Consider the following 24,803-nt stretch of genomic DNA (forward strand, 5'->3'; position numbering starts at 1 on the left):
CCCCCGCCCGGGGACGGTCACAGCGGGGCGGCCCAGTGCAGGTGGGTGCCCCCGCCGGTCGGCGTGGTGAGGGTGAAGGTTCCACCGAGCTGCTCGGCGCGGGAGCGGAGATTGGCCAGCCCGCTGCGCCGATCGGCGGAGCCGATGCCGACGCCGTCGTCGATCACGTCGACGACCACCGCGTCGCCGGCCACGCCGAGGCGGAGCTCGACGGACCGGGCCTGGGAGTGGCGCGCCGCGTTGGTCAGCGCCTCCCGGGCGACGGCGATCACGTGGTCGGCGAGCTCGCCGCCGACCACGGTCTCGAGCGGGCCGGAGTAGCGGATGGTCGGCGTGAAGCCGAGGGCCGGGCGGACGTCCTCGGCGATCCGGTCGATCTCGGTGTGTAGGCGGTGTCGTTCCTTCCGCTCGCCGCTGCTGCGCAGCTCGAAGATCGACCGTCGGATGTCCTTGATGGTCACGTCGAGGTCGTCGACGTACTGGTTGAGCCGCTCGGCATTCGCCGGACGCTCGTACTGGGCGACATCCTGCAGGCCGAGCGCCACGGCGAACATCCGCTGGATGACGTGATCGTGCAGGTCACGGGCGATGCGACCACGATCCGCCAGCACCACCAGCCGTTCCCGGTCGGCCTTGACCCGAGCCAGCTCCAGGGTGATCGCCACGTTGCCGGCGAAGCTGGCGGCGCTGGCCAGATCGGCGTCGCTGAAGGGCCGCTCGGCCCGGTCCCGGCCGACGAGCAGCACCCCGGACACGTGGTCGGCACCGGCGACCAGCGGCAGGACGATCAACGAACCCGTCTCGGCCCCCCGCTCCTCGGACAGCGAGTCGAGCTGCGCATCCTGCACCCGCAGGGGCTGCTGCTCCGCCATCACCCGGCCGGTCAGCGTGCCCTCGAGCGGTATCCGCTGCCCGATGCGCCCGGCGGTGTCCACCCCGGCGGTGTCCACCCCGGCGACGGCGGCGACCCGGACGCTGCCGGGATCCTCCTCGCGCAGGGCGACCGAGACGAACTGTGCGCCGGCGACGGTACACAGCCGTTGCACCACGGACCCAAGCGCGCCGTCGGCCTCGGCCATGATCTGCCGGGTCACCTCCGCCGAGGCGCTCATCCACCGGTGCCGCTGCTGGGCGTCATGGAACAGCCGCGCGTTCTCGATCGCGACGCCGGCGCTGGCGGCCAACGCCAGCGCGAGCTCCTCGTCCTCCGCCGTGAAGGCGGCGTCGCCGCGCTTCTCGGTCAGATAGAGGTTTCCGAACACCTCACCACGCACGGTGATGGGCACACCGAGGAACGTTCGCATCGGCGGATGGCCCGGCGGAAAGCCGTACGCGCTCGGATCACGGGAGATGTCGTCGAGGCGGCGCGGCCGGGGATCGTCGATCAGGAGACCGAGCACACCGTGGCCGGTGGGCAGGTGACCGATCCGTTCGACGTCGTCCGGGTCCATGCCGACGTGGATGAACTCCTCCAGGGTACGGTCCGGCGCGATGACGCCCAGGGCCCCGTAGCGGGCGTCCAGCAGCTCACACGCCGCCTCCACGACCTGCCGGAGCAGCACCGGCAGCCGCAGGTCCGTGGCGATGGCACGACTCGCCGCGAGCAGCCCGCGCAACCGGCCCTGGGTGGCCAGCACGTCCTCGGCGCGCTCGACCAGCTGGGTGAGCAGCTCGTCGAGTTCGAGCCGCGCGACGACGGGGAAGGTCAAACCCTCCCCCTGCGGGGACGGCGACCCCTCCCCCTGCGGGAGCGGTGACAGGGAGTTCCCTTCCGCTTCAGCCCCGTTTGCGACGAGCTCGGCTTCCGTGCCCACGCCCGAACAGTACCGGAATCGATCGGCCGCACGGGATCCATTCCGGGCAGCGGCTGGATGTTCACGCCCAGGCCACCCGCACCGACGGTCAGGCGACTGCGCGGCGGGCGTGGCGCAGGACGTCCGCGGCGGTCGCCGCCGTGTCGATGCTCCTGGATTCCGGCCACGGTTCACCCCGGGAGACGCTGTCGGCGAGACGGGCGGGGCCGGCGGGGGCCGCGCGGCGCGGGTCGGCGCGGGTGGCCGCGAGATCGGGCGGGGCCGTGCAACGCAGCTGCACCAGGTCGGCCGCGACCCGGCGGGCCACCTCGGCCGCCTCGAGGCGCTGGCCGTGCCGGTTCCACGGCGCGTCGACCACGACGGACTCGCCGCGACGCAACGCCGCGGCGGCCCGGCGCAGCAGCTCCTGGTGGACGGCGTCCACACCGTCGGCCGGTGTTCGGTGTCCCGCGGCGGGATCAGGACGGCCGGGCGGGGGCGACCAGGCCGCCGCGACGTCGTCGAAGCGGAGCACGGTCCACCGCTCGGCCTCGGCGAGTCCGTCGGCGAGCGTGGACTTCCCGGTGCCCCGCTGGCCGCCGACCAGCACCAGCCGGACCCGGCCCCGGCGAAGCCGGGCCCGGGCCAGCTCGGCGAAGACCCTGGCCTCGCGCGCCGCCGCGGTCTCACCGGCGGCGAGCCGCCGGCACGCCAGCTGGCAGCGTCGCAGCGCCGCGAGCGCGCAGTAGAAGTCCTCGAGCGACCGGGGATGCTTCTCCCCCGTCCTGTCGCGGTACCGGTCGAGCAGCGCACGCGCGAGATCGCGACGTCCGAGCCATTCCAGGTCGACCGCCAGGGCGGCGGCGTCCGCGAGAACGTCGGCCGCCCGCAGCTCGGGCTCGGACTCCAGGCAGTCGAGCATCCGGGGACCGTCGTCGAGGCAGAAGGTGTCCGCCGCGCTCAGGTCGCCGTGCCCGTCGCGGATCCACCGCGCCTCCCGGCGCTCCCGCACCAGCTCACCCCGGCCTTCGAGGTACCGCCCGGCGAGCCGGTCCACCTGGTCGAGCAGGTCGGCGCCCACCGCCACGCCACCGGCACGGCGCACCTCGGCGACGCAGTCGTCCCACCGCGCGCGCAGACGGTCCGGATCGCCGGCCGCGGCGATCCGCGGCGAGGTCTCGCACCGGGCATGGAAGTCGGCGAGCACCTCGGCGACGGAGTGGATCTCCCCGACGGCCGCGGCCCCGCTCTCGGCAAGCGTCGACAGCCGGCGCGCCGCGGGCAGGCGACGCATCATGACCATGTGGTCGCAGGGCTCCCCGCCCGGCCCGACGACGTCGGCGACGCCGAGGTAGACGTCGGGCGCGAGGCGACGGTTGAGCCGCACCTCCGCCTCGCAGGCGGACCGTCGGGCCGACCGGCTCCGCAGGTCCATCCCCCCGAGATCCACCGGCTTCCTGACCTTGAAGACCCGATCCCCGAAGAAGTACAGCACCGACCCCGACGTCTCGACGAACCCGGCGAACGGCAGCGGCGCACCGGCCGGCACCGGCTCGTCTCGCCCCGCCGGGAACGGGCTCGCCTCGGTCATCACAGCCATGCCCCGAGAGTGCCCGCGCACCTGGTGCGGCGTATGCATGCGCAGGTCGCGGCCGACGGGCCCGAAGGTCCGTCCCGCCCGGGGCCAAGGTCCTGTTGATCTGTATCCACCGCGCGCAGAGCCGGGGGCGGCGATGACCGTCGGCCCGGTCCGGGCCGACGGTCCCGGAAACGTGCGGGTATGGCAGGGCCTTTCGTTCCGGTCGGCAGGGCCGGGCGGCCCGGGTCCCACCGCCGAACCGCACTCGATCGACGACGCCGACCGGGCGACGCTGTGTCCGCCGACATGAACATGGCGTGACGGGAGGCGCAGAATGAGCGGCATTGTGGTCGGAGTGGACGGGTCACCGGAGGCCGAGGAGGCACTTCGCTGGGCCATGCGCGAAGCACGCCTGCGAAACGTGACGGTCACCGCCCTGATGGCCTGGTCGCCGGACGACTCCTCGGCATCCATCGCCGGGCTGCGGCACGAGCCGGGGTCGCCCGAGACCGCGACCATGGCCCGCCACATCCTGGAGACCTCCGTACGCAACGCCTTCGACTCGCGGCGTCCCGTGCCGGTGGTGGAACGCATGGAGTCCCGCGGCGCGGCCGAGGCTCTGCTCGAGGCCGCGGCCAACGCCGAGCTGCTGGTGGTCGGCCGCCACGGAGCAAGCCGCCTGCGCGGGGTTCTCATGGGCTCCGTCTCCGCCGCCTGCGTGCACAAGGCGACCACGCCCGTGGTCGTGACCCGCGCCCGTCAGCACAGCACGCAGGGACCGGTCGTCGCGGGCGTCGACGGGTCGGCCACGTCGCTCGAGGCGCTGCGGTGGGCCGCCCGCGAGGCGCGCCTGCGCGGGGCGGTCCTGCGGGTCGTCCATGCCTGGCTGCCGGTCCCGCTGGGCTACCCCCCCGTCTACGTCGGCGTGGACTTCACCGCCGCCGAGAAGGCCGCCCGCTCCGTCCTCGACACCTGTCTCACCGAGGGAATCGACGACCGCCGGAACCTCGTCGTGGACGACAGGCTGGTCACCGACGGCGCGGCCCATGCGCTGCTGTCGGCGGCCGAGGACGCGCAGCTGCTCGTCGTCGGTTCCCGGGGTCACGGCGGCTTCGCCGAGCTGCTGCTCGGTTCGGTCGCCCACCAGTGCCTGCATCACGCGTCGTGCCCGGTTGCGGTCGTGCACGCCGCGCCGTAGCGGGCAGCCCACCTCGCCACCTCGGCCCGGACGGCGGCGGCGACACCGCGGGCGGCGGCCGCGACCTCGGGATCGAGCCCCTCGCCGCGCGAGAAGTCACGGCCCACGATCGCATAGACGACGACGAAGCCGGGCAGCCCGCCGAGCGCCCGGCCGATCTCGACGGCGTCCGCGACGCTGAGGGCGTGGGTCGACAGGCCGATCATCCGCGCCGGCAGTGGCCGCTCGTCGGCCCGGAAACGGAACACGGTTCCCGGTGCGGCGGCGCAACGGGCGGCGTCGATGATCCAGACGCCGTGGGCACCGTCCCAGGCGGCGAACAGACCGGCCGGCTCGTCGAGACACTCGACCGTGCTCGTCGCGGACGGAGACCGGCCCCGGAGTCGGCGGGCGACCGCCAGGCCCACCGCGTCGTCGCGCCGGCACCGGTTCCCGATCCCGACGACCGTCAGCCGCGGTCGATGTCGAGGGTCAGGAAATGGGTCGCGCACGAGATGCAGGGGTCGTGGTTGCGGATGACCCGCTCGCAGCGAAGAGCGAGGTCGGCCTCGGGCAGGTCGAGCGAGCGTTCGACGACATCCCGCAGATCCTCCTCGATGGGACGCTGGTTCTGGGAGGTCGGCGCCACGATCTTCGCGTCGAGGATCGTACCGTCGCGGTCCGTGGAATAGCGGTGGTAGAGCAGCCCGCGGGGCGCCTCGGTGACGCCGTATCCGGTTCCCGCCCGCGGCCGGGCCGGCACGGCGGGGAATGCGGGTTCCGTGTAGTCGCCGATGATCCGCAGCGCCTCGTCGGCGGCGTGCACCATCTCGACGCAGCGCACGATGATGCTGCGGAAGGGATTGCGCTCCGGCGGGCACAGGCCGATCTCCGCCGCCGTCTCCCGAGCCGCCGGCGCCAGCCACCGGGCGTTCAGCGCGAAGCGAGCCAGCGGTCCGACGAGGTAGGAGCCGCCGGCAGCCGGCGTCGCGTGCAGGGCGAGCGTCGAGTGCAGGGCGGTGGACCAGGGCACCTGTTCTTCGACGAAGTGGCTGTCGTAGTCGGCGGCGGCGATGTCGAGGCCCTCGCTGGACACGATCCGGCCTCGTTCGATCGCGTACTGCCCCGGTTGCCGCAGCGCGACGAAGTCCGCGCTGACCTCGTCGTCGGGAAAGTCCAGGCCGGCGACGAAACGGGCGGTGTCCCGGGCGATGTCGCGGGCCCGTTCCAACGGACCGACGAGCCGGTCGAGTTCGCCGCGGGTCGGCGCCCGGTACCAGCCGCCGACCCGCGCGTTCACGGGATGCACCGCGCGGCCGCCGATCAGCGTCATCAGGGTGTTGCCGATCTTCTTCAGCTCCAGCCCCGGGCGCACGACCGCGGGATGCTCCCGGGCCAGCTCGAGGCCGCTGTCGCAGCCGAGGAAGTCCGGCAGGTGCAGCAGGAAGACGTGCAGCGCGTGGCTCTCGATCCACTCCCCGCAGTACAGCAACCGCCGCAGGGCGGCGAGCTGGCCGTCGACGCCGACCCCGCAGATCTGCTCGATCGCGGCGAGCGCGCTCAGCTGGTAGGCGACCGGGCAGATGCCGCAGATGCGGGAGGTGATGTCGGCGGCCTCGGTGTAGGCCCGCCCGCGCAGCAGTGCCTCGAAGAAGCGCGGCGGCTCGAAGATGTTCAGCCGAGTCTCGTCGACCCGACCGTCGCTGACCCTGATCAGCAGCCGGCCTTCCCCCTCGACCCGGGTGAGCGGCGGGGCGGTGATGCGCCTACTGCTCGGCATGGGTGTCCTCGCCGTCGGTGTCCTCGCCGTCGGTGTCCTCGCCGTCGGTGTCCTCGGCATGGGTCCCACCGCCCGCGGCGGCGTCGCGGGACGCGGCGAGGAACGCCGGCGCGGCGGCGTTGAAGGTCCGGAACACCCGGCCGGCCTCGCGGTCGTCCATACCGAGCACCGTCAGCTCGCGGACGAGCGCGGGGGTGTTGGGACTCTCCATCGGGCCGAAGCAGCCATAGCAGCCGCGGTGCCAGGCCGGGCAGATCGCGCCACAGCCCGCGTGCGTCACCGGCCCGAGGCAGGGCGTGCCGTGGGCGACCATGACACACACCGTTCCCCGTCGTTTGCATTCGGTGCAGACCGAGGCCGAGGAGATGGCGGGGCGTCGACCCGCAAGAAACGCGCTGATCACCTCGAGGAGCTGGCGGGAGTCGATCGGGCAGCCCTGAAGCTCGAAGTCCACCCGGACGTGCGCGGAGATCGGGGTGGAGGTCGACAGCGTGGAGACGTACGCGGGGGTGGCGTAGACGGCCGCAAGGTACCCGTCGACATCGGCGAAGTTGCGCAGCGCCTGGATGCCGCCGGCGGTGGCACAGGCACCGATCGTGACCAGTCGCCGGGAGGCGGCCCGGATCTCCCTGATCCGTTGCGCGTCTGCCTGGGTGGTCACCGAGCCCTCGACGAGCGACAGGTCGTAGGGCCCGGCGACCGCGGCGCTGGACGCCTCGAGGAAGTAGGCGATCTCGACCGCAGCGGCCAGCGGAAGCAGCTCGTCCTCGCAGTTGAGCAGGGTGAGCTGGCAGCCGTCGCAGGAGGCGAACTTCCACACGGCGAGGCGGGGCCTGGCGGCCGCGGCCGCAGTCGAGGTTGATGCCGACGCCGATGTTGATGTTGATGTCCGCATCACAGCTCCCGCACGGCCATCAGCGGGGCGAGGCGGTCGTAGCCGCGGACCGGTCCGTCCCGGCAGAGGATCAGCGGGCCGAGCTGGCAGCGGCCGCAGTGACCGAGCCCGCAGTGCATGTTGCGTTCCATGGACAGGTGGACGTGGTCGGCCGGCACGCCGACGTCGACCAGCGCCCGCGCGGTCAGCCGCATCATGACCTCCGGCCCGCAGATGAACGCGACCGTCCGGGCGGGGTCGACGTGCACCTCGGGGAGCAGGGCGGTGACGACCCCGACCCGCCCGCGCCACCCGGGCTGGCCGCCGTCGACGCTGACCAGGGTCTGCAGGTCGGCCCGGTCCTGCCAACCGGCCAGCTCCCGGCGAAAGAGGATGTCGTCGGGGGTCCGGCTGCCCGCGAGCACGGCGACGGCGCCGAAGTCGGCGCGGCGACGCAGGATCTGCCGGACGACCGGGCGCAGCGGCGCCAGTCCCAGCCCGCCGGCGACGACGACCACGTCCGAGCCGGCGGCCGCCCGCAGCGGCCAGCCCTGTCCGAACGGGCCGCGCACCCCGAGGACGTCGCCCGGGCGGGCCGCGCAGATCGCCTCCGTCACGGCGCCGACCGCCCGCACGGTGTGCATCAGCGGCCCGTCCCCGCCCTCTCCCACCGGGCCGTCCGACAGCGGGCCGCCGGACAGCGGGTCGCCGGACACGGACAGGGGGACCTCGCCGACGCCGAAGGCGTACACCATGGTGAACTGGCCGGGCCTGGCGGCGAGCGGGGCGCCGCGGACCGGCTCGAGCTCGAGGGTCCATGTGTCCCGGGTCTCCTGGCGGTGGCTCGTGACGCGGAACGGCCGCGGGGTCATCGCCCCGACGGCGCCGTCAGCCCCGGTCCGGGTTTCGATAGACATCGAGCAGCCGCATCCGGGTCGCCTGCAGGCGTTCGATGAGCACCTGCGCAAGGTGGGAGAGCACGTCGTAGCCCAGCGCCGGGTCCTGGGCGAACCTGCCCCGCAGGCAGGCGCCGTCGAGGGCGTCGGCCCGGACGAGCGAGCGGGCGCGGGCGTCGAAGTGGACGCGGTAGGGCGCGAACATCCACGACCAGCCGACGACGTTGCCGGCTCCGACGGTTTCCAGGGGGACCGATCCGCGGGCCGGGACGAACATCTCGATCGCGACCGTGCCCTGCCGGATGAGGTAAAGGGTGTCCGCCGGGTCGCCCTCCCGCAGGAGCAGGTCGCCCGCCGGGAACACGGCGTGGCGGGCGCAGCCGGCGAGCAGCGCGAGGTGGTCCGGCCGCATCCCGGCGAACACGCCGACCTCGACGAGCGGGGTCTCAACCGGCGTCATCGCGGGCCTCACGCGTGGGCGGGTGCGGGTGGGCACCGGTGGGGTCGGGGTCGCCGGCCAGGGGGTTCGCCCGGATCGCGGCCAGTTCCTCGGTCACGTCGATGCCGACCGGGCACCAGGTGATGCACCGTCCGCAACCGACGCATCCGGACGTGCCGAACTGGTCATGCCAGGTCCCGAACTTGTGGGTCAGCCACTGGCGGTAGCGCGACCGCCCCGCGGCGCGGATGCTGCCGCCGTGGAGGTAGGAGTGATCCAGCGAGAAGCAGGACTCCCAGCTGCGCCAGCGCTCCGCCTCACCGCCGCGCAGGTCGCTGACGTCCTCCACCGAGGTGCAGAAGCAGGTCGGACACACCATGGTGCAGTTACCGCAGGTCAGGCAGCGCTGTGCCACCTCGTCCCAGCGCGGGTGTTCGAGGTTGTCCGCGAGCAGGTCGCGCAGGTCGGCCGCCTCGACCGTGCGCCCCATCCGGTCGGCCGCGCGGTCCACCGCGGCCCTGGCCGCCGTCCGGTCCGCCGGCTCCGCCGCCCGCCCGGCCAGCTCGCCCACCACCTCGGCGCCGCGGGCGGTGCCCGCCTCGACGAGCAACCGGTGGTCGGCGTCGAGGATCTCGCTGAGGACGAGATCGTAGCCCTCCCGCACCGCCGGGCCGGTGTTCATGGACACGCAGAAGCAGGTTCCACCCGGTTCGTGGCAGTTCACCGCGGCGATGAACACGTCGCTGCGGCGGGCGGCGTAGTCCCGGTCCCGGGTGCCGCCGCCGAGCAGGATCCGGTCCTGGATCGCGATCGCGTGCAGCTCGCAGGAACGAACGCCGATAAACGCCACCCTGGTGCGTGGGGTCGGTTCCTCCGCCACCTCGAACCCGCCGTCGCCGCCGCGGCGGGTCCGCAGCAGGCGCAACCGGGGCGGCAGCAGGTTCTGCTTCCACGAGTGCGGCCCCACGGCGTAGCCGAACAGCGCCGCGTCGCCGCGACGTTCGAGCCGGTAACGGCCGGGCTGTTGGACGTCGGTCCAGCCCACCGGAAGCTGCGCGGCTCCGGCGATCTCGTCGTAGACGATCGCACCGTCCCGCACCGTCGGGCCGACCACCTGGTAGCCGCGCGCCCGCAGCACCTCGACGAGGGTGCCGAGCGCGGCCGGCCGGACGACGGCTTCGACCACCTCTGGCTGCGCCACCGCACCCCCATCCCATCCATCCGGCCGGCCGGCCATAACGTCCTGTAGTCGAGGCCATACCCTGAGGTGGCCGCCGAGGAACCTGGGCGCCAGATCCGCCCACGCCCGGGAAGCCGCCCGTTCGACCGTGGCACTCCCACCTGTTCGTCCGTGCGCTCGCCGTCGCTCCCTGCGGGTGTCAGTCTGAGCAGGTTGAACAGCCGAGAGCAGGTCGGACAGCCGGGAGAGGAGATGCTGTGGGAGGTGAGGACGTCCCCGGGGCGCAGATCGTCGTGGGGATCGACGGTTCCGCGGACGCCGAGCGGGCGCTTCGCTGGGCGGTGGACGCGGCCCGCCGGCGCGACGCCCAGGTGCGCGCGGTCCTGGTCTGGGCGGCCGCCGGGCCCCCGCACGAGCCGGGTGTCTCGCCTGCGGCCACCTCGCCGGAGCATCCGCGCTGGACGGCCCCGTGGCTGCTCCACGAGGTCGTGGAGCGGGTCCGCAAGGACGAGCCCACAGCCCGGATCGTCGAACGCACGGCCTTCGGGCCACCGGTCCAGACGTTGTTGGCCGAGTCCGACCATGCCGCCATGCTCGTCCTCGGCGCCCGTGGGGTGGACCGGACCAGGCGCATGCTCACCGGCTCGGTCAGCCTCGCCTGCGCGCACGGCGCGACGGTGCCGGTCGTGGTGGTCCACGGCGGGACCGCGCCCGGCCACCGCCCCGTCGTCGTGGGGGTCGACGGTTCGCGCGCCTCGATCGAGGCCCTGGCCTGGGCCGCCGTCGAGGCCGAACTGCGCGGGGCCGCGCTGCGCATCGTGCACGTGTGGGAGCCGCCCCCACCCGCCGCCGACCGGCTCGACGAGGGCGACGGAGTGTTTCGCGCCGCCGCCCAGGCCGTCCTGGACGAGTCCGCGAGCGCCGGCCTCGCCGGCCGGGCGGACCTCACGGTCGACACCGACCTGGTGATGGGCAACGCCGCCTACGGCCTCATCAACACGGCGGTGCGAGCCCAGCTCCTCGTCGTCGGCGCTCGGGGCCGCGGTGGGTTCGCCGACCTACTGCTTGGTTCCACCAGTTCGCAGTGCCTGCTGCACGCGACCTGCCCGGTCGCCGTCATCCGCCGGCCTGCCGGCGGGGAGGGTGGTTGACGGGCCCGCGCCAGTCAGGCGACGAGGGCACGCGCGGCCCGAAGCGCGTCACCGGCCGGACCGGTCGTGGGCACCTCGTGGGCCGTCGGCCACGGGTCGTTGCGGGCTGCCATCGCGGCGTGGACGGCGATCGTGGCGTCCGAGGCGTCGCCGCCGACGGCGGCGCGGCGCGCGATCCGCGCGGCCGCCACCTCCGGCGGCGCCACGCAGCACAGTTCGACGAGGTCGGCGTCGGTCTCGGTGGCGATCCGGGCGGCGAGCCGCCGGTGCGCGCCGGAGGTCCAGGAGGCGTCGAGCACCACGCTCTCCCCCCGTTCCAGGGCCGTCCGGGCGCGTCGCATCAGCTCCGAGTACGTCGCCTCGGTCGGCTGCGGACCGTACAGCCCCGCACCGAACGCGTCGGCGGCGGACTGCTCGGCAGCCAGACCCGCCAGCCCCTTGCGCACCGCGTCGGATCCGATCCGCACCCAGCCGTCCGCCCCGTCGGCCAGCCCCTGGGCCAGGGTTGACTTGCCGGTCCCGGGAAGGCCGCCGACCAGGACCAGTCGGATCCGGCCGCGGCGCAGGTGGCGCAGGGCCAGCGCGGCCAGCTCGCGGGCCGCGTCGGCCGCGCCCGGCTCCCCCTGGTGGTCACGGATGCCGGCGACCTTGGCCCGGACGAAGGCCCGGTAGGCGAGGTAGAGATGTTCCAGGGAGGCTGGGTGGGTCTCGCCGGAGAACTCCCGGTAGGCGTCCAGGAAGTACCGTGCCGCCCCCGGCTGGCCGAGCCGTTCGAGGTCCATCGCGAGGAAGGCGACGTCGCCGAGGACGTCGCCGACCCGCAACCGCCGGTCGAACTCCAGGCAGTCGAGGATGCGGGGACCGTCGTCGAGGCAGAAGACGTCGTCGGCGAGCAGGTCGCCGTGCCCGTCGCGGATGCGACCCGCCCGCTGCCGCTCGGTGAACAGGGCCGCCCGGCCGTCGAGGTAGCGCAGGGCGAGCCGGCCGATCTCGTCTACGACCTCGCCGTCCAGCAGGTCACGGAACGGCTCGACGCCCATCAGGCCTTCGAGCCACAGCGCCCGCAGCGCGGCGAGGCCGCCCGCCCGGGCGATCTCGGGCGAGGTCTCGCACTGCTCGTGGAACACCGCCAGCCGGCGGGCGATCGCCCGCAGCTGCGGCTGCACCCGGGCCCCGGAGGCCACCAGCGATGACAGCCGTCGCTCGTCGGGCAGCCGCCGCATCACGACCATGTGGTCACGCAGAGCGCCGGTCACGTCACGGATGTCGCCGATGCCGAGGTACACGTCGGGAGCCAGGCGCCGGTTGAGCCGCACCTCGGCCTCGCAGGCGGCGAGCCGGGCCTGGCGGGTGCGGTAGTCGACGAAGCCGAGGTTGACCGGTTTTTTGATCTTGTAGACCCGGTCTCCGACGAAGAACAGCGTGGCCGTGTGGGTCTCGACCGTGTCCAGGTGGCCGGCCCGGCGGAGGGGCGGCTGCCCAGCCGCGGCGGGCGCCGGCGGGATCGGCGGGGGCTGCCGGTCCGACGGGGGCAGCCGGTCCGCGGTGGCCGGGGTCGCGTCCCGGGCTGAGGTCAGCAGTACCTGGTCCTGACCCGACATCGATCGTCTCCTGTCCTTGTCCCGCAGGATCCCCGGCCGGCCCGAAGGCGATCGGGGCCCGGCGAGTTCCCGAGCCGGCCCGTGTCCCCCACCGATGTGGGCAATGTCATCCTGTCCACGGAGTCATCCTGTCCACGGAGCATCTCGGCGACGAATGCCGGAAGGCACCTGGCCGCGGGCCCTTCGGACCCCCGACGGCCGACCTTCCCGGTTCGGGGACCTCCCCGGACCTCCCGGACCTGCCCGGACAGCAACGGCACGAACCTGCCGGCCACCGAGCGCCACCGGCCGCGGCCAGCGGACGGTGGCGCTCGCCCCGTGGGCGTCCCGGGGGGTGGCCTCGCGGGCCACCGCGGAATCGGACACCTGTATGTGGTGGGCGGGGCGGGTGGGAGTCTTGGCACCATGACTGTCACGGTGGACGTCGACGGCCTCGACCGTCCGATTCCGGAGCTGGACGAACCGTCGCTGGACCGACTGATCGCCTACTGGAACGCCGCCAACTACCTGACGGCCGCCCAGATCTACCTGCGGGCCAACCCCCTGCTGCGGGAGCCGCTGCGCCCCGAACACATCAAGCCGCGGCTGCTCGGCCACTGGGGGACATCGCCGGCGCTGAACCTGGTGTACGCGCATCTCAACCGGCTGGTCGGCCTCACCGGCCAGGACGTGCTGTACGTGGCGGGCCCGGGACACGGCGGCCCGGCGCTGGTCGCGAACACCTACCTGGAAGGCACCTACTCCGAGATCTACCCGCGGGTGTCCGCGGACACGGCCGGGCTGACCAGGCTGGTCGAGCAGTTCTCCACCCCGGGCGGGATCCCCAGCCACGTCAGCGTGCCGACGCCGGGGTCGATCCACGAGGGCGGCGAGCTCGGCTACGCCCTGGTGCACGCCTTCGGGGCCGCGTTCGACCACCCCGACCTGCTGGTCGCCGCCGTCGTCGGCGACGGGGAGGCCGAGACCGGCCCGCTGGAGGGCAGTTGGAAGGGCATCACCTTCCTCAACCCGGCCCGGGACGGCGCGGTCCTGCCCATCCTGAACCTCAACCAGTACAAGATCGCGAACCCCACCGTTCTCGGCCGCCGCAGCCGCGACCAGGTGACCGCCTACTTCGCCGGCCACGGTTACGAGGTCCTGTGGGTCGAAGGCTCCGACGTCCGCCAGGTCCACCGGGACTTCGCCGCCGCCCTCGCCACGGCCCACCAGGCGATCCGGCGCATCCAGCACGCCGCCCGCCGCCCCGGCGGCGCGGTCACCGACACCCCGACCTGGCCGATGATCGTGCTGCGCACCCCGAAGGGCTGGACCGGTCCGCACGAGGTCGACGGCGTGCAGGTGGAGGGCACCTTCCGCGCCCACCAGGTGCCCCTTGCCGCGGTCCGCGACAACCCGGAGCACCTGGCCCAGCTCGACGCGTGGCTGCGGTCCTACCAACCCGAGCGGCTGTTCGACGCCGACGGCCGGCTCGCCGCCGAGCTGGCCGCGCTCGCCCCGGCCGGGGACAAACGGCTGGGGGCCACGAGCTACGCCAACGGCGGCCGGCGCACCGAAGCGCTGCGCCTGCCCGACTGGCGTGCCTACACCCTGGACATCGACCCGCGCCACCGCGGCCGCGACTCCTACGAGACGACCCGGCCACTCGGCGAGCTGCTGCGCGACGTCTACCGCGACAACCCGACCACCTTCCGGGTGTTCAGCCCCGACGAGCTCACCAGCAACCGGCTCGGCGCCATCCTGGAGGTGACCGACCGCTGCCTGGTCGCCCCCATCGACCCGCACGACGACCGGGTCTCCCCCTCGGGCCGGGTCATGGAGGTGCTCTCCGAGCATCTGTGCCAGGGCTGGCTGGAGGGCTACACCCTCACCGGTCGCCACGGCCTGTTCGCCACCTACGAGGCGTTCGCCATGGTGTCCGCCTCGATGCTCGTCCAGCACACGAAGTGGCTGCAGGAAGGGGCCAAGCTCGGCTGGCGGGAGCCCGTCCCCAGCCTCAACGTGCTGCTGACCAGCACCTGCTGGCGCAACGACCACAACGGCTTCTCCCACCAGGGACCCGGCCTCATCGACACCGTCGTGCCGCTGTCCCCCGGGGTCATCCGGATCTGGCTGCCGCCGGACGCCAACAGCCTGCTGTCCGTCGCCGACCACTGCCTGCGCAGCCGCAACCACGTCAACCTGCTCGTCGCCGACAAGCAGCCGCATCTGCAGTACCTCACCGCCGCCGAGGCCGACGAGCACGCCGCCCGCGGCGGCTCCGTCTGGGACTGGGCCGGCACCGAATCCCAGCTCGGCCGCGATCCCGACATCGTTCTCGTCGGCATCGGCGACGTTCCCACCATGGAGATCCTCGCCGCCGCCCAGCTGCTACGCCAGTTCGTGCCCAGCCTCTCCATCCGGGTCGTCAACGTGATCGACCTGATGGCCCTGCTGCGCAGCGACCTGCATCCGCACGGCTTCTCCACCCCGATGTTCCGGGCCCTGTTCACCGACGAGACCGACGTCGTCGTCGGATTCCACGGCTACAGCCGGGGCGTTCACCAGCTCCTGCACGGCCGGCGCAACCCCCAGCGTTTCCACGTCCGCGGCTTCATCGAGCAGGGCACGACGACCACCCCGTTCGACATGCTCGTCCGCAACGAGGTCAGTCGCTACCACCTCGCTCGCCTCGCCATCGAGTTCGCCCGCACCACCCATCCCGGCACCGACCGGCTCGTCACCCATTGCGAAACTCAGCTCAGCCGCCACCACGACTACATTCGCGACCATCTGGAGGACCTGTCCGAGATCCGTAACTGGACCTGGGACGACCCCCAGCCGGCCCCCGGACCGTCCGCCTAGAACCGTCCGCCCAGAACCGACTACCCAGAACCGACCGGCGCCCGACGAGTAGGTCCGGGGTCTGGGGGGCGGTGGCCGGGCATAGAGAGGGGGGCTTTCACGATCATGGTGTCACGCCTGGCGTGGAAGCCTTCCTGACCGCACCGTGACGGGCCTGCCGATGCTGTTGGGCCGCGCTACTCCGAAAACTCGTCCAGCGCCCGCTGGAGCTCGTCGCGCGTACCGGCCAAGGCGACGACGCCGACGTCGTCGGTCGCCGCCCAGACGAGGTGATCGCCGATCGGATAACTGGCGATATGCAGCGTGCCGCGCCGGGCGGCGGCGTCGACGGGGACGTGTCGGGGGATCCGCGGCGTCGGGGTGCTCATCGCCTTCACCTCCAGGTAGAAGAGCCCGAATATGGACGCCCTGTGCCGCCCAAGGGGTAGCTCCGGGCGGACCCGGGCAGATGTCAGCTCGCGCGCCAGGCGGCGAGGATCTCCTCGGCGGGTTCGGGGTCGGTGTGCGGGCGCGGGGTCGGCGCCGGGGTGGCGGAGAAGCGCGGGGTCGGTGCGGCCTGGATGATCCCGTCAACCTCGACGACCGTACCGCGGGCGGCGATCTGCGGGTGCACCGCCACCTCGTCGAAGGTCAGCACCGGCGTCAGGCAGGCGTCGAGATCGGCGAACGCGGCCACCCACTCGTCGCGGGCGCGGCGCGCGAAGGCCTCGGTGAAGCGGGCGCGCAGCACCGGCCAGCCCTGCTCGTCGTCCTGCGGCGGGAGGTCGGCGTCGGCCAGGTCGAGGCCGCGCAGCAGGTTCGCGTAGAAGGCCGGTTCCAGCGCCGCGACGGCGACGAACCGACCGTCGGCGCAGGTGTAGGTGTCGAAGAAGGGGGCGTGCCCGTCGAAGAGGTTGCTCTCGCGGGCGTCGTTCCACCGCCCCTGGCCGCGGAACGACCAGACCATCTGGGCCAGCATGCTGACCCCGTCGACGATGGCGGCGTCGACGACCTGGCCCCGGCCGGAGCGCTCCACCTCGTGCAGCGCCGCGAGCACTCCGATGACGCCCTGCATCGCGCCGCCGGCGAAGCCGAGCAGGTTCAGCGGCGGCAGCGGCCGTTCCCCGGCGCGCCCCAGCGCCCCCAGCACCCCGGTCAGCGCGATGTAGTTGATGTCGTGGCCGGCCTGCTGGGCCAGCGGTCCCTGCTGGCCCCAGCCGGTGATCCGCCCGTAGACCAGCCGGGGGTTGCGGGCGAGGCAGTCCCGCGGGCCGACCCCGAGGCGCTCGGCGACGCCGGGGCGCATCGCCTCCAGCACGACGTCGGCCGCCGCGGCGAGGTCGAGGGCCGTGTCCCGGCCCTGCTGCGAACGCAGGTCGACCGTGACGTGCCGGCGCCCGCGCAGCACCGGGTCGCCCGCCGTGGCGGGGTAGGGGCCGCCGCCCGGCCGGTCCAGGCGGACCACGTCCGCGCCGAGGTCGGCGAGTGCCATCGCGGCCATCGCCACCTGGCCGAGGCCGGCGAGCTCCAGCACGCGCAGGCCGGCCAGCGGCCCCGCACCCCGATCCATCTGACCTCCGGTTCTTGGCGACAAATTAGCTCTGACCACCTGTTTAGCGGATGTGGCCGGGGCCGGCGCGGCGATCGCTCAGCCGGCGCCGCCGGACGCGGGCAGCTCCCGCCCGCACAGCCGCTCGTCGAGGACGTCGAAGGAGCCGGCGGCGTTGGCCTGGACGAACGCGAGGCAGGTGGTGGGCCGGCCCAGGCTGGTGCTCAGGTCGAGGGGCGAGATCAGGCCCCCGGCGTCGTAGCTGCGCACCGAGCGCAGGGCGTCGACGAAGCCCCGCCGGGTCGGGCAGGCACCGGCCTGCTGCAGGCCGCGCAGGAACAGGTCGGTGTCGATGTAGGCGATCATCGCGAGGTCCTGGCGGGGGTTGGCGATCTGGGGGGCGTAGCGCGTCATCGCGTCGAGGTAGCCGGCGATGGGCGCCCCGCCGGCCTCGAACGGCCGGTAGAACACCGGCACGACGACGCCGGTCATGGCGCCGCCCGCCTCGGCCAGGAGCTGGCTGTCGTAGCCGCTGAGCGACAGGATGACCTTCGGGTTCCACCCGGTGGCGGGCAGCTCGCGCAGCACCGCCGGCAGATCGGGGGTGCCGACGACGGTGAGCAGCGTGTCGGCGCCGGTGGCGGCGAGCCGCCGGGCGATCGCGGCCGGGCTGTCGGCGTTCGCGGTGTAGCCGATCTGGTCGACGACGGGGATGCCGACCGCGCGCAGGCTCGCGGACAGGCGGGCGCCGGCGTCGTTGACACCGGTGGACAGGGCGGTGGTGAGCAGGGCCGCCCGGGTGCCGCCGCGGGACTTCACGAAGGTGCCGTAGGTGTCGCTGGCCGCGCCGGTGGTGTAGGAGAAGGAGAACATGTTCCGCCTGGTCGACCAGGCGTCGCTGGCGGCCAGGCCCGCCACCGGCACGTCCCGCTCGGCGAGGTAGCCCGCGCTGCCGTCGGCGGCCAGGGAGTACTCGAGGATGCCGAAGTCCCCCTCGCCCTCGATCAGGTCGCGGGCGCCGATCGTGTTCGCCTCCGTCGTGCCCTGGTCGTCCCGCCAGTCGTAGACGATCTTCCGGCCGTGGACGCCGCCGGCCTCGTTGGCCAGCCCCAGGCGGGCGTCGATTCCGGCCCGCACGGCCGCCAGCGACGACGCGGTGGGGCCCGTGTCCGGGTAGAGCAGGCCGAGGCGGACCTGGTCGGCGGTGATCCCGGGGGTGTCGCAGCCTGCGGCCGCGGGTTGCGTGCCCGACGAGCAGCCACCCGTGAGGGCGGTCAGCGCGAGCAGCGCGACGGCCAGAACCAGAGACGAACGTGTGCGAGGCATACCGGCGGGACTCCCGAGCGGACGCGAACGGCGTGTGGAACACGAACCCGCGGACGCGAAGGATCACTCCGGAAATTGCCGGACGCGCGCACCCCCGTACTCGCGGTTCGTCGTAGCTGCCGGCCCGGCCATCCGCCCGGCTCCAGCCGTGGCGAGGCACGCTGACCAGCCAGGAGGGACGTTATCGAAATATGTGCGCATACGCCACACCCGTCGTCTAGGTGACCGCACCACTGCGCCGAGGCGCGTCGAGGCATGTCGAGGCCCGGCATTTGTTGGTGGGCCCGCCCCGCCGCGGCCCCCGCGATCCGACACGGTCGCACCCGGCCCGACATCCTTGAGCAGCTAAATAATCTACATCTTAGAATGCTCGGCATCGGTCCCTCGCTCCGCCCGAACCCTCCCCCGCCCGACCGAAGGAGACAGCGTGGTTGCAGGCGGTCCGCAACGGCCACCCGATGTCATCGGCCGGCGGATGCGCGTGCCGAAGATGGCCGAGCTGGTCGCCTCGGACCTGCGGCAGGCCATCGTCCGCAGCACTCTCGCCGAGGGCCAGGCGCTGCCACCCGAGGCCGTGCTCATGGAGCAGTACGGGGTCTCGCGACCCACCCTGCGGGAGGCGCTGCGCATCCTGGAGGCGGAGTCGCTCATCACGGTCCGCCGGGGCGCGGGCGGCGGGGCCCGCGTCCAGTCGCCGAACCCGGCGGTCGCGGCCCGCTACGCGGGGCTCGTCCTGGAGCACCGCGCCACCACGATCGCCGACGTCTGGGACGCCCGGCTGCTGCTCGAACCGCCGACCGCCGCCGCGCTGGCCCGCCGGCGCACCAGGGCCGACCTGCGGGCGCTGCGCGCCTCCCTGACCGAGCACGACGCGGCCACCGAGCGGGTGCAGGGGGTGCGGCTGCACAACGAGTTCCACACCCTCGTGGTCCACCTCGCCGGCAACGAGACGCTCGCCCTGCTGATCACCCTGCTCGGCGAGATCATCAACCGGACCACCTGGACGCGCGTCGAGGCCGACCTCGGCACCCCGGAGCTGGAGCGGGCCGAGCGCGGCACCGTGCGGGTGCACGCCATGCTCGTCGACCTCGTCGAGGCCGGGGACGCCGCCGGCGCGCAGGACCTCTGGCGGCGCCACCTGGCCGCCGGCGCCCGCTACCTCGGCCAGGGCGGGCGCGACGAGGCCACGCTGGACCTGCTCGGGCGCCCCGGCGAGCCCGGGGCGCCGACGGACTCAGGCGGCTGGCTCGCGGGGTAGCCCGAGGACGCGCTCGGCGAGGATGTTGCGCTGCACCTCCGAGGTGCCCGCGTACACCGTGCCCGCCCGGGCGTTCAGCGAGACCTCCCACCAGCTCGCCGTCGACTCCGGGTCCGCACCCGGGTCGTCGGTCCGCAGCGGCCGCGACGGCCCCTTGCCGACGAGCACCAGGCCGTCGAGCCCCTCGAGGTCCAACGCGAACTGGGTGACCTCGCGGTGGTACTCGCTCCAGTAGAGCTTCGACACCGACGACGCCGCGCCCAGCTCGCCACCCGCCAGCACGTCGCTGAGGATCCGGTAGCCCAGGAACCGCATGACCTCCACCCGGGCCCGGAAGTACGCCAGCCGCCGGCGCACGGTGGGCTCGTCCGCGAGCCCGCGCCGGCGCGCCAACTCCACCAACCGGTCGAGCTCGGCGGCGAACAGGATCGGGTTGGTCGCCGCCTCCTCGCCGCGCTCGTAGGTGAGCAGGGTCGAGGCGACCTTCCACCCGTCGCCGGGCTTGCCGACGATGGCGTCCGCCGGGCAGCGGGCGTCGGTGAAGAACACCTCGCAGAAGTCCTCCCCGCCGGTCATGTGCCGGATCGGACGAACCTCCACCCCCGGCTGGTCCAGCGGCACCAGCAGGAACGACAGGCCTCGGTGCTTGGCCGCCTCGGGCTCCGTGCGGGCCAGCACGAAGATCCCGTTGCTGCGGTGCGCCCCCGACGTCCAGATCTTCTGCCCGTCGATGTGCCACTCGTCGTCGACGAGCCGTGCCCGGGTGCCCGCCGCGGCGAGGTCGGACCCGGCGTTCGGCTCGGAGAAGCCCTGGCACCAGATCTGCTCGCCCGACAGCAGCCCGGGCAGGATGGTCGCCTTCTGCGCCTCGGTGCCGTAACGCAGCAGGGTGTTGCCCAGCATCTTGAACCCGGTCGAGTCCTGCGGCTGCACCCCGAACGGCACCCCGGCCCGGGTCAGCTCCTCCACCAGCACCACCTGGTGCAGGGTGGTCAGTCCCCGGCCGCCGTGCTCCACCGGCCAGGCCACCCCCAGCAACCCGCGGCGAAACAGCGTCCGGCGCCATCCGGTCACGAACTCGCGCACCGCCGCCGCGTCGCCCAGGGCGCCCGTCCCCGGCCAGCCCGGGGGCAGCTCCTCGGCCAGCACCGCCCGCACCTCGGCACGGAACTGCTCCACCTCCGCCGGATAACGCGTGTCCACCCGGACCTCCCCACACCCGCGACGGCTAGAATCAGATAAACAATATCCCTATCCTTGTGTCTCGAGCACAGGGTCCCGTCTCGAGCACAGGGTCCCGTCGACGTCCGCCGACTCGCCGACACACTCCGGTCGCCGGGCCCGGTCACCCGCTGGAGGTTCCGTGCAGTTCCGGTACAGTCCCGAGCACGAAGAGCTGCGCCGCGGCATCCGGCGCTACTTCGCCGAGGTCGCCGACGCCGAAGCGGTGCGGCGCGACATGGCGACGCAGACCGGGTGGGACCCGGTGACCTGGCAGCGGCTGTGCGACGAGCTGGAGCTGCCGGCTCTCGCCGTGCCGGAGGAGTACGGCGGGGCCGGGTTCGGCCTGGTCGAGCTGGGCATCGCGCTGAGCGAGGCCGGCCGCAGCCTGCTGTGCGCGCCGCTGCTGTCGACCAGCTTCGCCACCCAGGCGCTGCTGCACGCCGGCGACGCCGATGCCGCCGCCGCCCACCTGCCGGGCCTGGCCGCCGGCACCACCACCGGCACCCTCGCCGCCCGCGAACCCGGCCGGGCCTGGGACGCCACCCCCGCGACCACGGCCGAGCGCGCCGGGGACGGCTGGACGCTGAGCGGCGTCAAGGACTGGGTGCTCGACGGGCAGAGCGCCGGGCTGTTCGTCGTCACCGCCACCACCGCCGCCGGGACGTCGCTGTTCCTCGTCGACGCCGCGGCGGCGGGCCTGGCGGTCGAGGCGCTGCCCGTCGTCGACCCGACCAGGCGGGTGACCCGGGTCACCCTCGCCGCTACGCCTGGTGTCCTGCTCGGCGCCGACGGCGCCGGCGCGGCGGGCCTGGCCCGGACCCTGGACGCGGCGGTCACCCTGCTCGCCGCCGAGCAGATCGGCGTGGCCGAGGCGGCCCTGGCGTCGGCGGTGGACTACGCCAAGCAGCGCGAGCAGTTCGGCCGGCCGATCGGCTCCTTCCAGGCGATCAAGCACAAGCTGGCGACCGTGCTGCTGGAGGTGGAGGCGGCCACGTCGGCGGTGATGTACGCGGCGTGGACGGCCGACGAGTCTCCCGCCGAGCTGCCCGAGGTGGCCAGCATCGCCGGCCTGAGCTGCTCGGAGGCGGCCCTGCTCGCCGCCGGCGAGAACGTCCAGGTGCACGGCGGGATCGGCTTCACCTGGGAGCACTCCGCCCACCTGTACCTCAAGCGAGCCACGACCGACCGGCTACTGCTGCGCGATCCGCAGCACCAGCTCGACCGCATCGCCGCGCTCGCCGGCATCACCGCGCAGGCCCCCGACGAGCCGGCCCCCACGGAGCCGGACAGGGGCGCGTCACCCGACGTCCTCGCCGGGTCCGCGGAGAGGTGAGCCCGGCCGGCGGGCGGAGCGCGGCGGGCAGCCACCGGGTGGCGGGCGGCCGGCAGGTCACGGGCGGCCGGCGCGGGGCGGGCCGGTCAGCCGAACATGTCCAGGACGGTCGTGCCGTCGCCGCGCTCCAGGTAGTCCCGGCCGGCCACGAGGTGGCGGCGCCACAGCCGCTCGGCTCGTTCGGCGTCGCGGGCCTCGATGAGGTCCACGACCCGGGCGTGCGCGGCCCGGCTGCGGGCGACCGCCGTGTCCAGGTCGGGCGAACCGGCGTCCGACTGGACCCGCGAGCGGTCGGCGAGCTCGACGATGTGCTCGATCATGCCCATGAGGACCCGCAGCGTCTGGTTGCCGGTCAGCTCGATCAGCAGCGGGTGGAACCGCTCGAGGCGGCGCAGCGTCTCCAGCGGCGACTCGGCGGGTTCGGCCGGCTCGGCCAGCGCGGCCCGCAGCCGGGCGATCTCCTTCGGCCCGCCGGCGCGGGCGAGGTGGGCGACGGCCTGCGGCTCGGCGACCTCGCGGACCTGCAGCACGTCGGCGAGCGCGGTGCCCTGGTGCTGCAGGATCAGGCCGGCGTAGCGGGCGGCGACGTCGACGTTCGGCGGGCGCACCCGCACCCCGCCGCCCGGCCCCATCCGCACCGTGATCAGCGATTCGCTCTCCAGCACCCGGAACGCCTCGCGCAGCGTCGGGCGCGAGACGTGGAACTGGACCATGAGCGCGCTTTCGGGGGGCAGCGCCTCGCCGGCGGCGAGCTCCCCGCGGACGATCTGCCGGCGCAGGTGCCCGGCGACGAGCTCGGCCGACTTCGGCAGGCGGACGCGCCGGTCCGCCCCCGGGCGCTCCTCGTGGGCCGCCCCGACGGGCTCGGCAACAGACATGTCCGCAGCTTCCTCACGACGACATTCGCGTCGCCGGCTGTACCGGCCCGCCCTACAACGGTTTCCTTCATACCCCATCCGGCGCGCGCCGCAGATCACCGCGGCACGCCGGCCGCCCAGGGTGACCATTCGCTTGACTGGCCGGAAGGTCGGCGCAAATGTGCCTCTGGGGCCCTCGGCGCCCGGCCTCGACCGGCCAGACCCCGCCCGGCCGCGCCGGCCGCCATCTCCCTGCCACGCCACCTCAAGCTGCCACGCCACCTCAGGCTGCCATGTCACCTCAGGCTGCCACGTCACCTCGACTGCTAGGAGTGCGCCCGTGTCCGAAACTCCCACCCGCGTCGCGATCGTCACCGGAGCGGCCCGCGGCATCGGCGCCGCGATCGCCCAGCGGCTGTCCCGCGACGGCCTGGCGGTCGCCGTGCTCGACCTGGAGGAGGCCGCCGCCAAGGGCACCGTCGAGGCGATCACCGCGGCCGGCGGTCGCGCCCTGGCGGTCGGCGCGGACGTCGCCGACCCCGAGCAGGTCACCGCGGCCGTCGCGGCCGTCACCGAGGGGCTCGGCGCGCCGACCGTGCTGATCAACAACGCCGGCATCACCCGGGACAACCTGCTGTTCAAGATGAGCGAGGCCGACTGGGACTCGGTGATCGGCGTGCACCTGCGCGGCGCGTTCCTGATGACCCGCGCGGTCCAGAAGCACATGGTCGACGCCGGCTGGGGCCGCATCGTCAACCTGTCGAGCACGTCGGCGCTGGGCAACCGCGGCCAGCTCAACTACTCCACCGCCAAGGCCGGCCTGCAGGGCTTCACGAAGACGGCGGCCATCGAGCTCGGCAAGTTCGGCGTCACCGCGAACTGCATCGCGCCGGGCTTCATCGCCAGCGACATGACCCGGGCCACCGCCGCCCGCATGGGCAAGACCTGGGAGGAATACGTCGCCGCGTCATCCGGGGTGATCCCGGTTGGCCGGGTCGGCGAGGTCGACGACATCGCGCACACCGTGTCGTTCTTCGTCAGCGAGGGCGCCGGCTTCGTCTCCGGTCAGATCATCTACGTCGCCGGCGGGCCGAAGGCTTGACCACGACGACTGGACGGGCCGAGCCGCACGAGGTCGAGGCCAGGGAGTACGCCGAGACCCGGTTCCGGGTGCAGCCTCCCGCGCACGGCGATGACGGCACCCGGGTGCGGATGCGGATCGGGCCGTGGCTGGCCGGAACCGATGGCGTCCCGACGGTCGGCTCGCTCGGGGTCGTGGTCGACGACGCGATCGGCTCGGCGATCCTGCGGGCCCGCCTCGGCGACCGGCATTCGGTGACCTCCCAGCTCTCGCTGGAGGTCGTCGTCCCCCCGCCGTGGGCCGGCCCGGAGCTGACCGCGCACGCCACGCTGCTGGGCCGCGACGCCGTCGGCGGGCTCGCCGCCGCCACCGTGCGCGACGGCGAGGGCCAGGTGGTGGCCGTGGCCACCGGCCGCTGCCGCTACGTGCCGGCGGACATCCTGCCGCCGGGTGGCATACGCCCGCCCCTGCCACCCGCGGACCACAGTTCCCTGTTCGAGACCCTTGATCTGGCGTCGGCGTCGGCGTCGGCCGGAGCGATCCCCGAGCAGGCGTCACCGGCGGCCGGGGCGGCGGGGCCCGAGGCGGGCTGGCCGGCGCTCGTCCTGCCCAGCGGTCCCGGGATGCAGAACCCGCACAACACCGTGCACGGTGGCGTGCTGCTGTGCGGCTCCGAGCTCGCGGTGGCGCTGGCGGACCCGGACGGGCCGCCGCACACCACGTCGATCCGGATCAGCTTCCTGCGCCCCGGCGACGGCAACCACCCCGTCACCTTCACGACCAGCACGGTCCACCGCGGCCGTTCCCTGGCCGTGTACCAGGTCAGCGCGGGCGGGCCGGCGGGCCGCCCGTACACGGTGGCGACGGTGATCCGGGAGCGCTGAG

21 protein-coding genes are annotated in these 24,803 nt (G+C 73.8%); 7 read left to right on the forward strand and 14 right to left on the reverse strand.

Annotated elements, in window-relative coordinates:
* Nucleotides 1–17: 17 nt before the first annotated feature.
* Complete coding sequence (locus AC5R91_RS03630; protein WP_495395674.1) at nt 18–1,709, reverse strand: sensor histidine kinase; 1,692 nt, start codon at nt 1,707–1,709, stop codon at nt 18–20.
* Nucleotides 1,710–1,902: 193 nt separating this feature from the next.
* Nucleotides 1,903–3,384: a P-loop nucleotide/nucleoside kinase family protein gene (locus AC5R91_RS03635; protein ID WP_495395676.1), complete on the reverse strand. Its 1,482-nt coding sequence runs from the start codon at nt 3,382–3,384 to the stop codon at nt 1,903–1,905.
* Between the two features lie 322 nt (nt 3,385–3,706).
* On the opposite strand from AC5R91_RS03635, the gene AC5R91_RS03640 reads away from it, so the two are divergent.
* Complete coding sequence (locus tag AC5R91_RS03640; protein ID WP_495395677.1) at nt 3,707–4,570, forward strand: universal stress protein; 864 nt, start codon at nt 3,707–3,709, stop codon at nt 4,568–4,570.
* Here the strand turns inward: AC5R91_RS03640 and AC5R91_RS03645 are convergent.
* Genes AC5R91_RS03645 through AC5R91_RS03670 form a run of 6 tightly spaced genes read right to left on the reverse strand, consistent with a single transcriptional unit; the run spans nt 4,528 to nt 9,739 of the window.
* Complete coding sequence (locus AC5R91_RS03645) at nt 4,528–5,061, reverse strand: hydrogenase maturation protease (RefSeq protein WP_495395678.1); 534 nt, start codon at nt 5,059–5,061, stop codon at nt 4,528–4,530. The two genes, AC5R91_RS03640 and AC5R91_RS03645, sit on opposite strands and share 43 nt — an antisense overlap.
* Nucleotides 5,019–6,329 (reverse strand): Ni/Fe hydrogenase subunit alpha, encoded by a 1,311-nt coding sequence (locus AC5R91_RS03650; protein ID WP_495395679.1) that lies wholly within the window; start codon nt 6,327–6,329, stop codon nt 5,019–5,021. The genes AC5R91_RS03645 and AC5R91_RS03650 overlap by 43 nt, the downstream gene beginning before the upstream one ends.
* Entirely contained in the window at nt 6,316–7,224 is a 909-nt protein-coding gene (locus tag AC5R91_RS03655; RefSeq protein ID WP_495395680.1) for an NADH-quinone oxidoreductase subunit B family protein, read from the reverse strand. Before AC5R91_RS03655 ends, AC5R91_RS03650 begins: the two co-directional genes overlap by 14 nt.
* Nucleotides 7,224–8,120 carry an FAD/NAD(P)-binding protein gene (locus AC5R91_RS03660; protein WP_495395681.1) on the reverse strand — a complete coding sequence of 299 codons (897 nt, stop codon included), beginning with the start codon at nt 8,118–8,120 and terminating at the stop codon, nt 7,224–7,226. Before AC5R91_RS03660 ends, AC5R91_RS03655 begins: the two co-directional genes overlap by 1 nt.
* Nucleotides 8,092–8,559, reverse strand: coding sequence for a cyclic nucleotide-binding domain-containing protein (locus tag AC5R91_RS03665; RefSeq protein WP_495395682.1), 468 nt, complete (start codon nt 8,557–8,559; stop codon nt 8,092–8,094). The genes AC5R91_RS03660 and AC5R91_RS03665 overlap by 29 nt, the downstream gene beginning before the upstream one ends.
* Entirely contained in the window at nt 8,546–9,739 is a 1,194-nt protein-coding gene (locus AC5R91_RS03670; protein WP_495395683.1) for a 4Fe-4S dicluster domain-containing protein, read from the reverse strand. The genes AC5R91_RS03665 and AC5R91_RS03670 overlap by 14 nt, the downstream gene beginning before the upstream one ends.
* 236 nt (nt 9,740–9,975) lie before the next feature.
* Between AC5R91_RS03670 and AC5R91_RS03675 the strand changes: the two genes are divergently transcribed.
* Nucleotides 9,976–10,869, forward strand: a complete 894-nt coding sequence (locus AC5R91_RS03675) for a universal stress protein (protein WP_495395684.1) — start codon at nt 9,976–9,978, stop codon at nt 10,867–10,869.
* Between the two features lie 14 nt (nt 10,870–10,883).
* Here the strand turns inward: AC5R91_RS03675 and AC5R91_RS03680 are convergent, their stop codons facing one another.
* Nucleotides 10,884–12,470: a bifunctional aminoglycoside phosphotransferase/ATP-binding protein gene (locus AC5R91_RS03680; RefSeq protein WP_495395685.1), complete on the reverse strand. Its 1,587-nt coding sequence runs from the start codon at nt 12,468–12,470 to the stop codon at nt 10,884–10,886.
* A 405-nt stretch (nt 12,471–12,875) separates the two neighbouring features.
* On the opposite strand from AC5R91_RS03680, the gene AC5R91_RS03685 reads away from it, so the two are divergent.
* On the forward strand, nt 12,876–15,311 hold the full coding sequence (locus AC5R91_RS03685; RefSeq protein ID WP_495395686.1) for a phosphoketolase family protein: 2,436 nt from the start codon (nt 12,876–12,878) through the stop codon (nt 15,309–15,311).
* A 176-nt stretch (nt 15,312–15,487) separates the two neighbouring features.
* Here the strand turns inward: AC5R91_RS03685 and AC5R91_RS03690 are convergent, their stop codons facing one another.
* The 3 genes from AC5R91_RS03690 to AC5R91_RS03700 form a co-directional block, all read right to left on the reverse strand.
* Nucleotides 15,488–15,679 carry a hypothetical protein gene (locus tag AC5R91_RS03690; protein WP_495395687.1) on the reverse strand — a complete coding sequence of 64 codons (192 nt, stop codon included), beginning with the start codon at nt 15,677–15,679 and terminating at the stop codon, nt 15,488–15,490.
* An 83-nt stretch (nt 15,680–15,762) separates the two neighbouring features.
* Nucleotides 15,763–16,860, reverse strand: a complete 1,098-nt coding sequence (locus AC5R91_RS03695) for a CaiB/BaiF CoA transferase family protein (RefSeq protein WP_495395688.1) — start codon at nt 16,858–16,860, stop codon at nt 15,763–15,765.
* A 78-nt stretch (nt 16,861–16,938) separates the two neighbouring features.
* Nucleotides 16,939–18,165: an ABC transporter substrate-binding protein gene (locus AC5R91_RS03700; RefSeq protein ID WP_495395689.1), complete on the reverse strand. Its 1,227-nt coding sequence runs from the start codon at nt 18,163–18,165 to the stop codon at nt 16,939–16,941.
* 427 nt (nt 18,166–18,592) lie between these two features.
* On the opposite strand from AC5R91_RS03700, the gene AC5R91_RS03705 reads away from it, so the two are divergent.
* Nucleotides 18,593–19,423 (forward strand): FadR/GntR family transcriptional regulator, encoded by an 831-nt coding sequence (locus AC5R91_RS03705; protein WP_495395690.1) that lies wholly within the window; start codon nt 18,593–18,595, stop codon nt 19,421–19,423.
* Here AC5R91_RS03705 and AC5R91_RS03710 read toward each other — a convergent pair.
* Complete coding sequence (locus tag AC5R91_RS03710; RefSeq protein ID WP_495395691.1) at nt 19,400–20,626, reverse strand: acyl-CoA dehydrogenase family protein; 1,227 nt, start codon at nt 20,624–20,626, stop codon at nt 19,400–19,402. The genes AC5R91_RS03705 and AC5R91_RS03710 overlap by 24 nt on opposite strands.
* A gap of 160 nt (nt 20,627–20,786) precedes the next feature.
* On the opposite strand from AC5R91_RS03710, the gene AC5R91_RS03715 reads away from it, so the two are divergent.
* Nucleotides 20,787–21,980, forward strand: coding sequence for an acyl-CoA dehydrogenase family protein (locus AC5R91_RS03715; RefSeq protein WP_495395692.1), 1,194 nt, complete (start codon nt 20,787–20,789; stop codon nt 21,978–21,980).
* Nucleotides 21,981–22,066: 86 nt separating this feature from the next.
* Here the strand turns inward: AC5R91_RS03715 and AC5R91_RS03720 are convergent, their stop codons facing one another.
* Nucleotides 22,067–22,858, reverse strand: coding sequence for a FadR/GntR family transcriptional regulator (locus tag AC5R91_RS03720; RefSeq protein ID WP_495395693.1), 792 nt, complete (start codon nt 22,856–22,858; stop codon nt 22,067–22,069).
* A gap of 319 nt (nt 22,859–23,177) precedes the next feature.
* Here AC5R91_RS03720 and AC5R91_RS03725 point away from each other — a divergent pair, with 319 nt between their 5' ends.
* Together AC5R91_RS03725 and AC5R91_RS03730 are read left to right on the forward strand one after the other, a co-directional pair.
* Nucleotides 23,178–23,939 (forward strand): SDR family oxidoreductase, encoded by a 762-nt coding sequence (locus AC5R91_RS03725; protein WP_044885765.1) that lies wholly within the window; start codon nt 23,178–23,180, stop codon nt 23,937–23,939.
* Nucleotides 23,936–24,802, forward strand: coding sequence for a PaaI family thioesterase (locus AC5R91_RS03730; RefSeq protein ID WP_495395694.1), 867 nt, complete (start codon nt 23,936–23,938; stop codon nt 24,800–24,802). The genes AC5R91_RS03725 and AC5R91_RS03730 overlap by 4 nt, the downstream gene beginning before the upstream one ends.
* Nucleotide 24,803: the final 1 nt, after the last annotated feature.

Source organism: Frankia sp. BMG5.60, assembly GCF_059428125.1.

What these genes read in the sequence shown, in the direction of transcription:
- AC5R91_RS03635 (WP_495395676.1), bottom strand. Translation starts at nt 3,384, where the DNA reads ATGACCGAGGCGAGCCCGTTCCCGGCGGGGCGAGACGAGCCGGTGCCG.
- AC5R91_RS03640 (WP_495395677.1), top strand. Translation starts at nt 3,707, where the DNA reads ATGAGCGGCATTGTGGTCGGAGTGGACGGGTCACCGGAGGCCGAGGAG.
- AC5R91_RS03650 (WP_495395679.1), bottom strand. Translation starts at nt 6,329, where the DNA reads ATGCCGAGCAGTAGGCGCATCACCGCCCCGCCGCTCACCCGGGTCGAG.
- AC5R91_RS03655 (WP_495395680.1), bottom strand. Translation starts at nt 7,224, where the DNA reads ATGCGGACATCAACATCAACATCGGCGTCGGCATCAACCTCGACTGCG.
- AC5R91_RS03660 (WP_495395681.1), bottom strand. Translation starts at nt 8,120, where the DNA reads ATGTCTATCGAAACCCGGACCGGGGCTGACGGCGCCGTCGGGGCGATG.
- AC5R91_RS03665 (WP_495395682.1), bottom strand. Translation starts at nt 8,559, where the DNA reads ATGACGCCGGTTGAGACCCCGCTCGTCGAGGTCGGCGTGTTCGCCGGG.
- AC5R91_RS03680 (WP_495395685.1), bottom strand. Translation starts at nt 12,470, where the DNA reads ATGTCGGGTCAGGACCAGGTACTGCTGACCTCAGCCCGGGACGCGACC.
- AC5R91_RS03685 (WP_495395686.1), top strand. Translation starts at nt 12,876, where the DNA reads ATGACTGTCACGGTGGACGTCGACGGCCTCGACCGTCCGATTCCGGAG.
- AC5R91_RS03690 (WP_495395687.1), bottom strand. Translation starts at nt 15,679, where the DNA reads ATGAGCACCCCGACGCCGCGGATCCCCCGACACGTCCCCGTCGACGCC.
- AC5R91_RS03695 (WP_495395688.1), bottom strand. Translation starts at nt 16,860, where the DNA reads ATGGATCGGGGTGCGGGGCCGCTGGCCGGCCTGCGCGTGCTGGAGCTC.
- AC5R91_RS03700 (WP_495395689.1), bottom strand. Translation starts at nt 18,165, where the DNA reads ATGCCTCGCACACGTTCGTCTCTGGTTCTGGCCGTCGCGCTGCTCGCG.
- AC5R91_RS03720 (WP_495395693.1), bottom strand. Translation starts at nt 22,858, where the DNA reads ATGTCTGTTGCCGAGCCCGTCGGGGCGGCCCACGAGGAGCGCCCGGGG.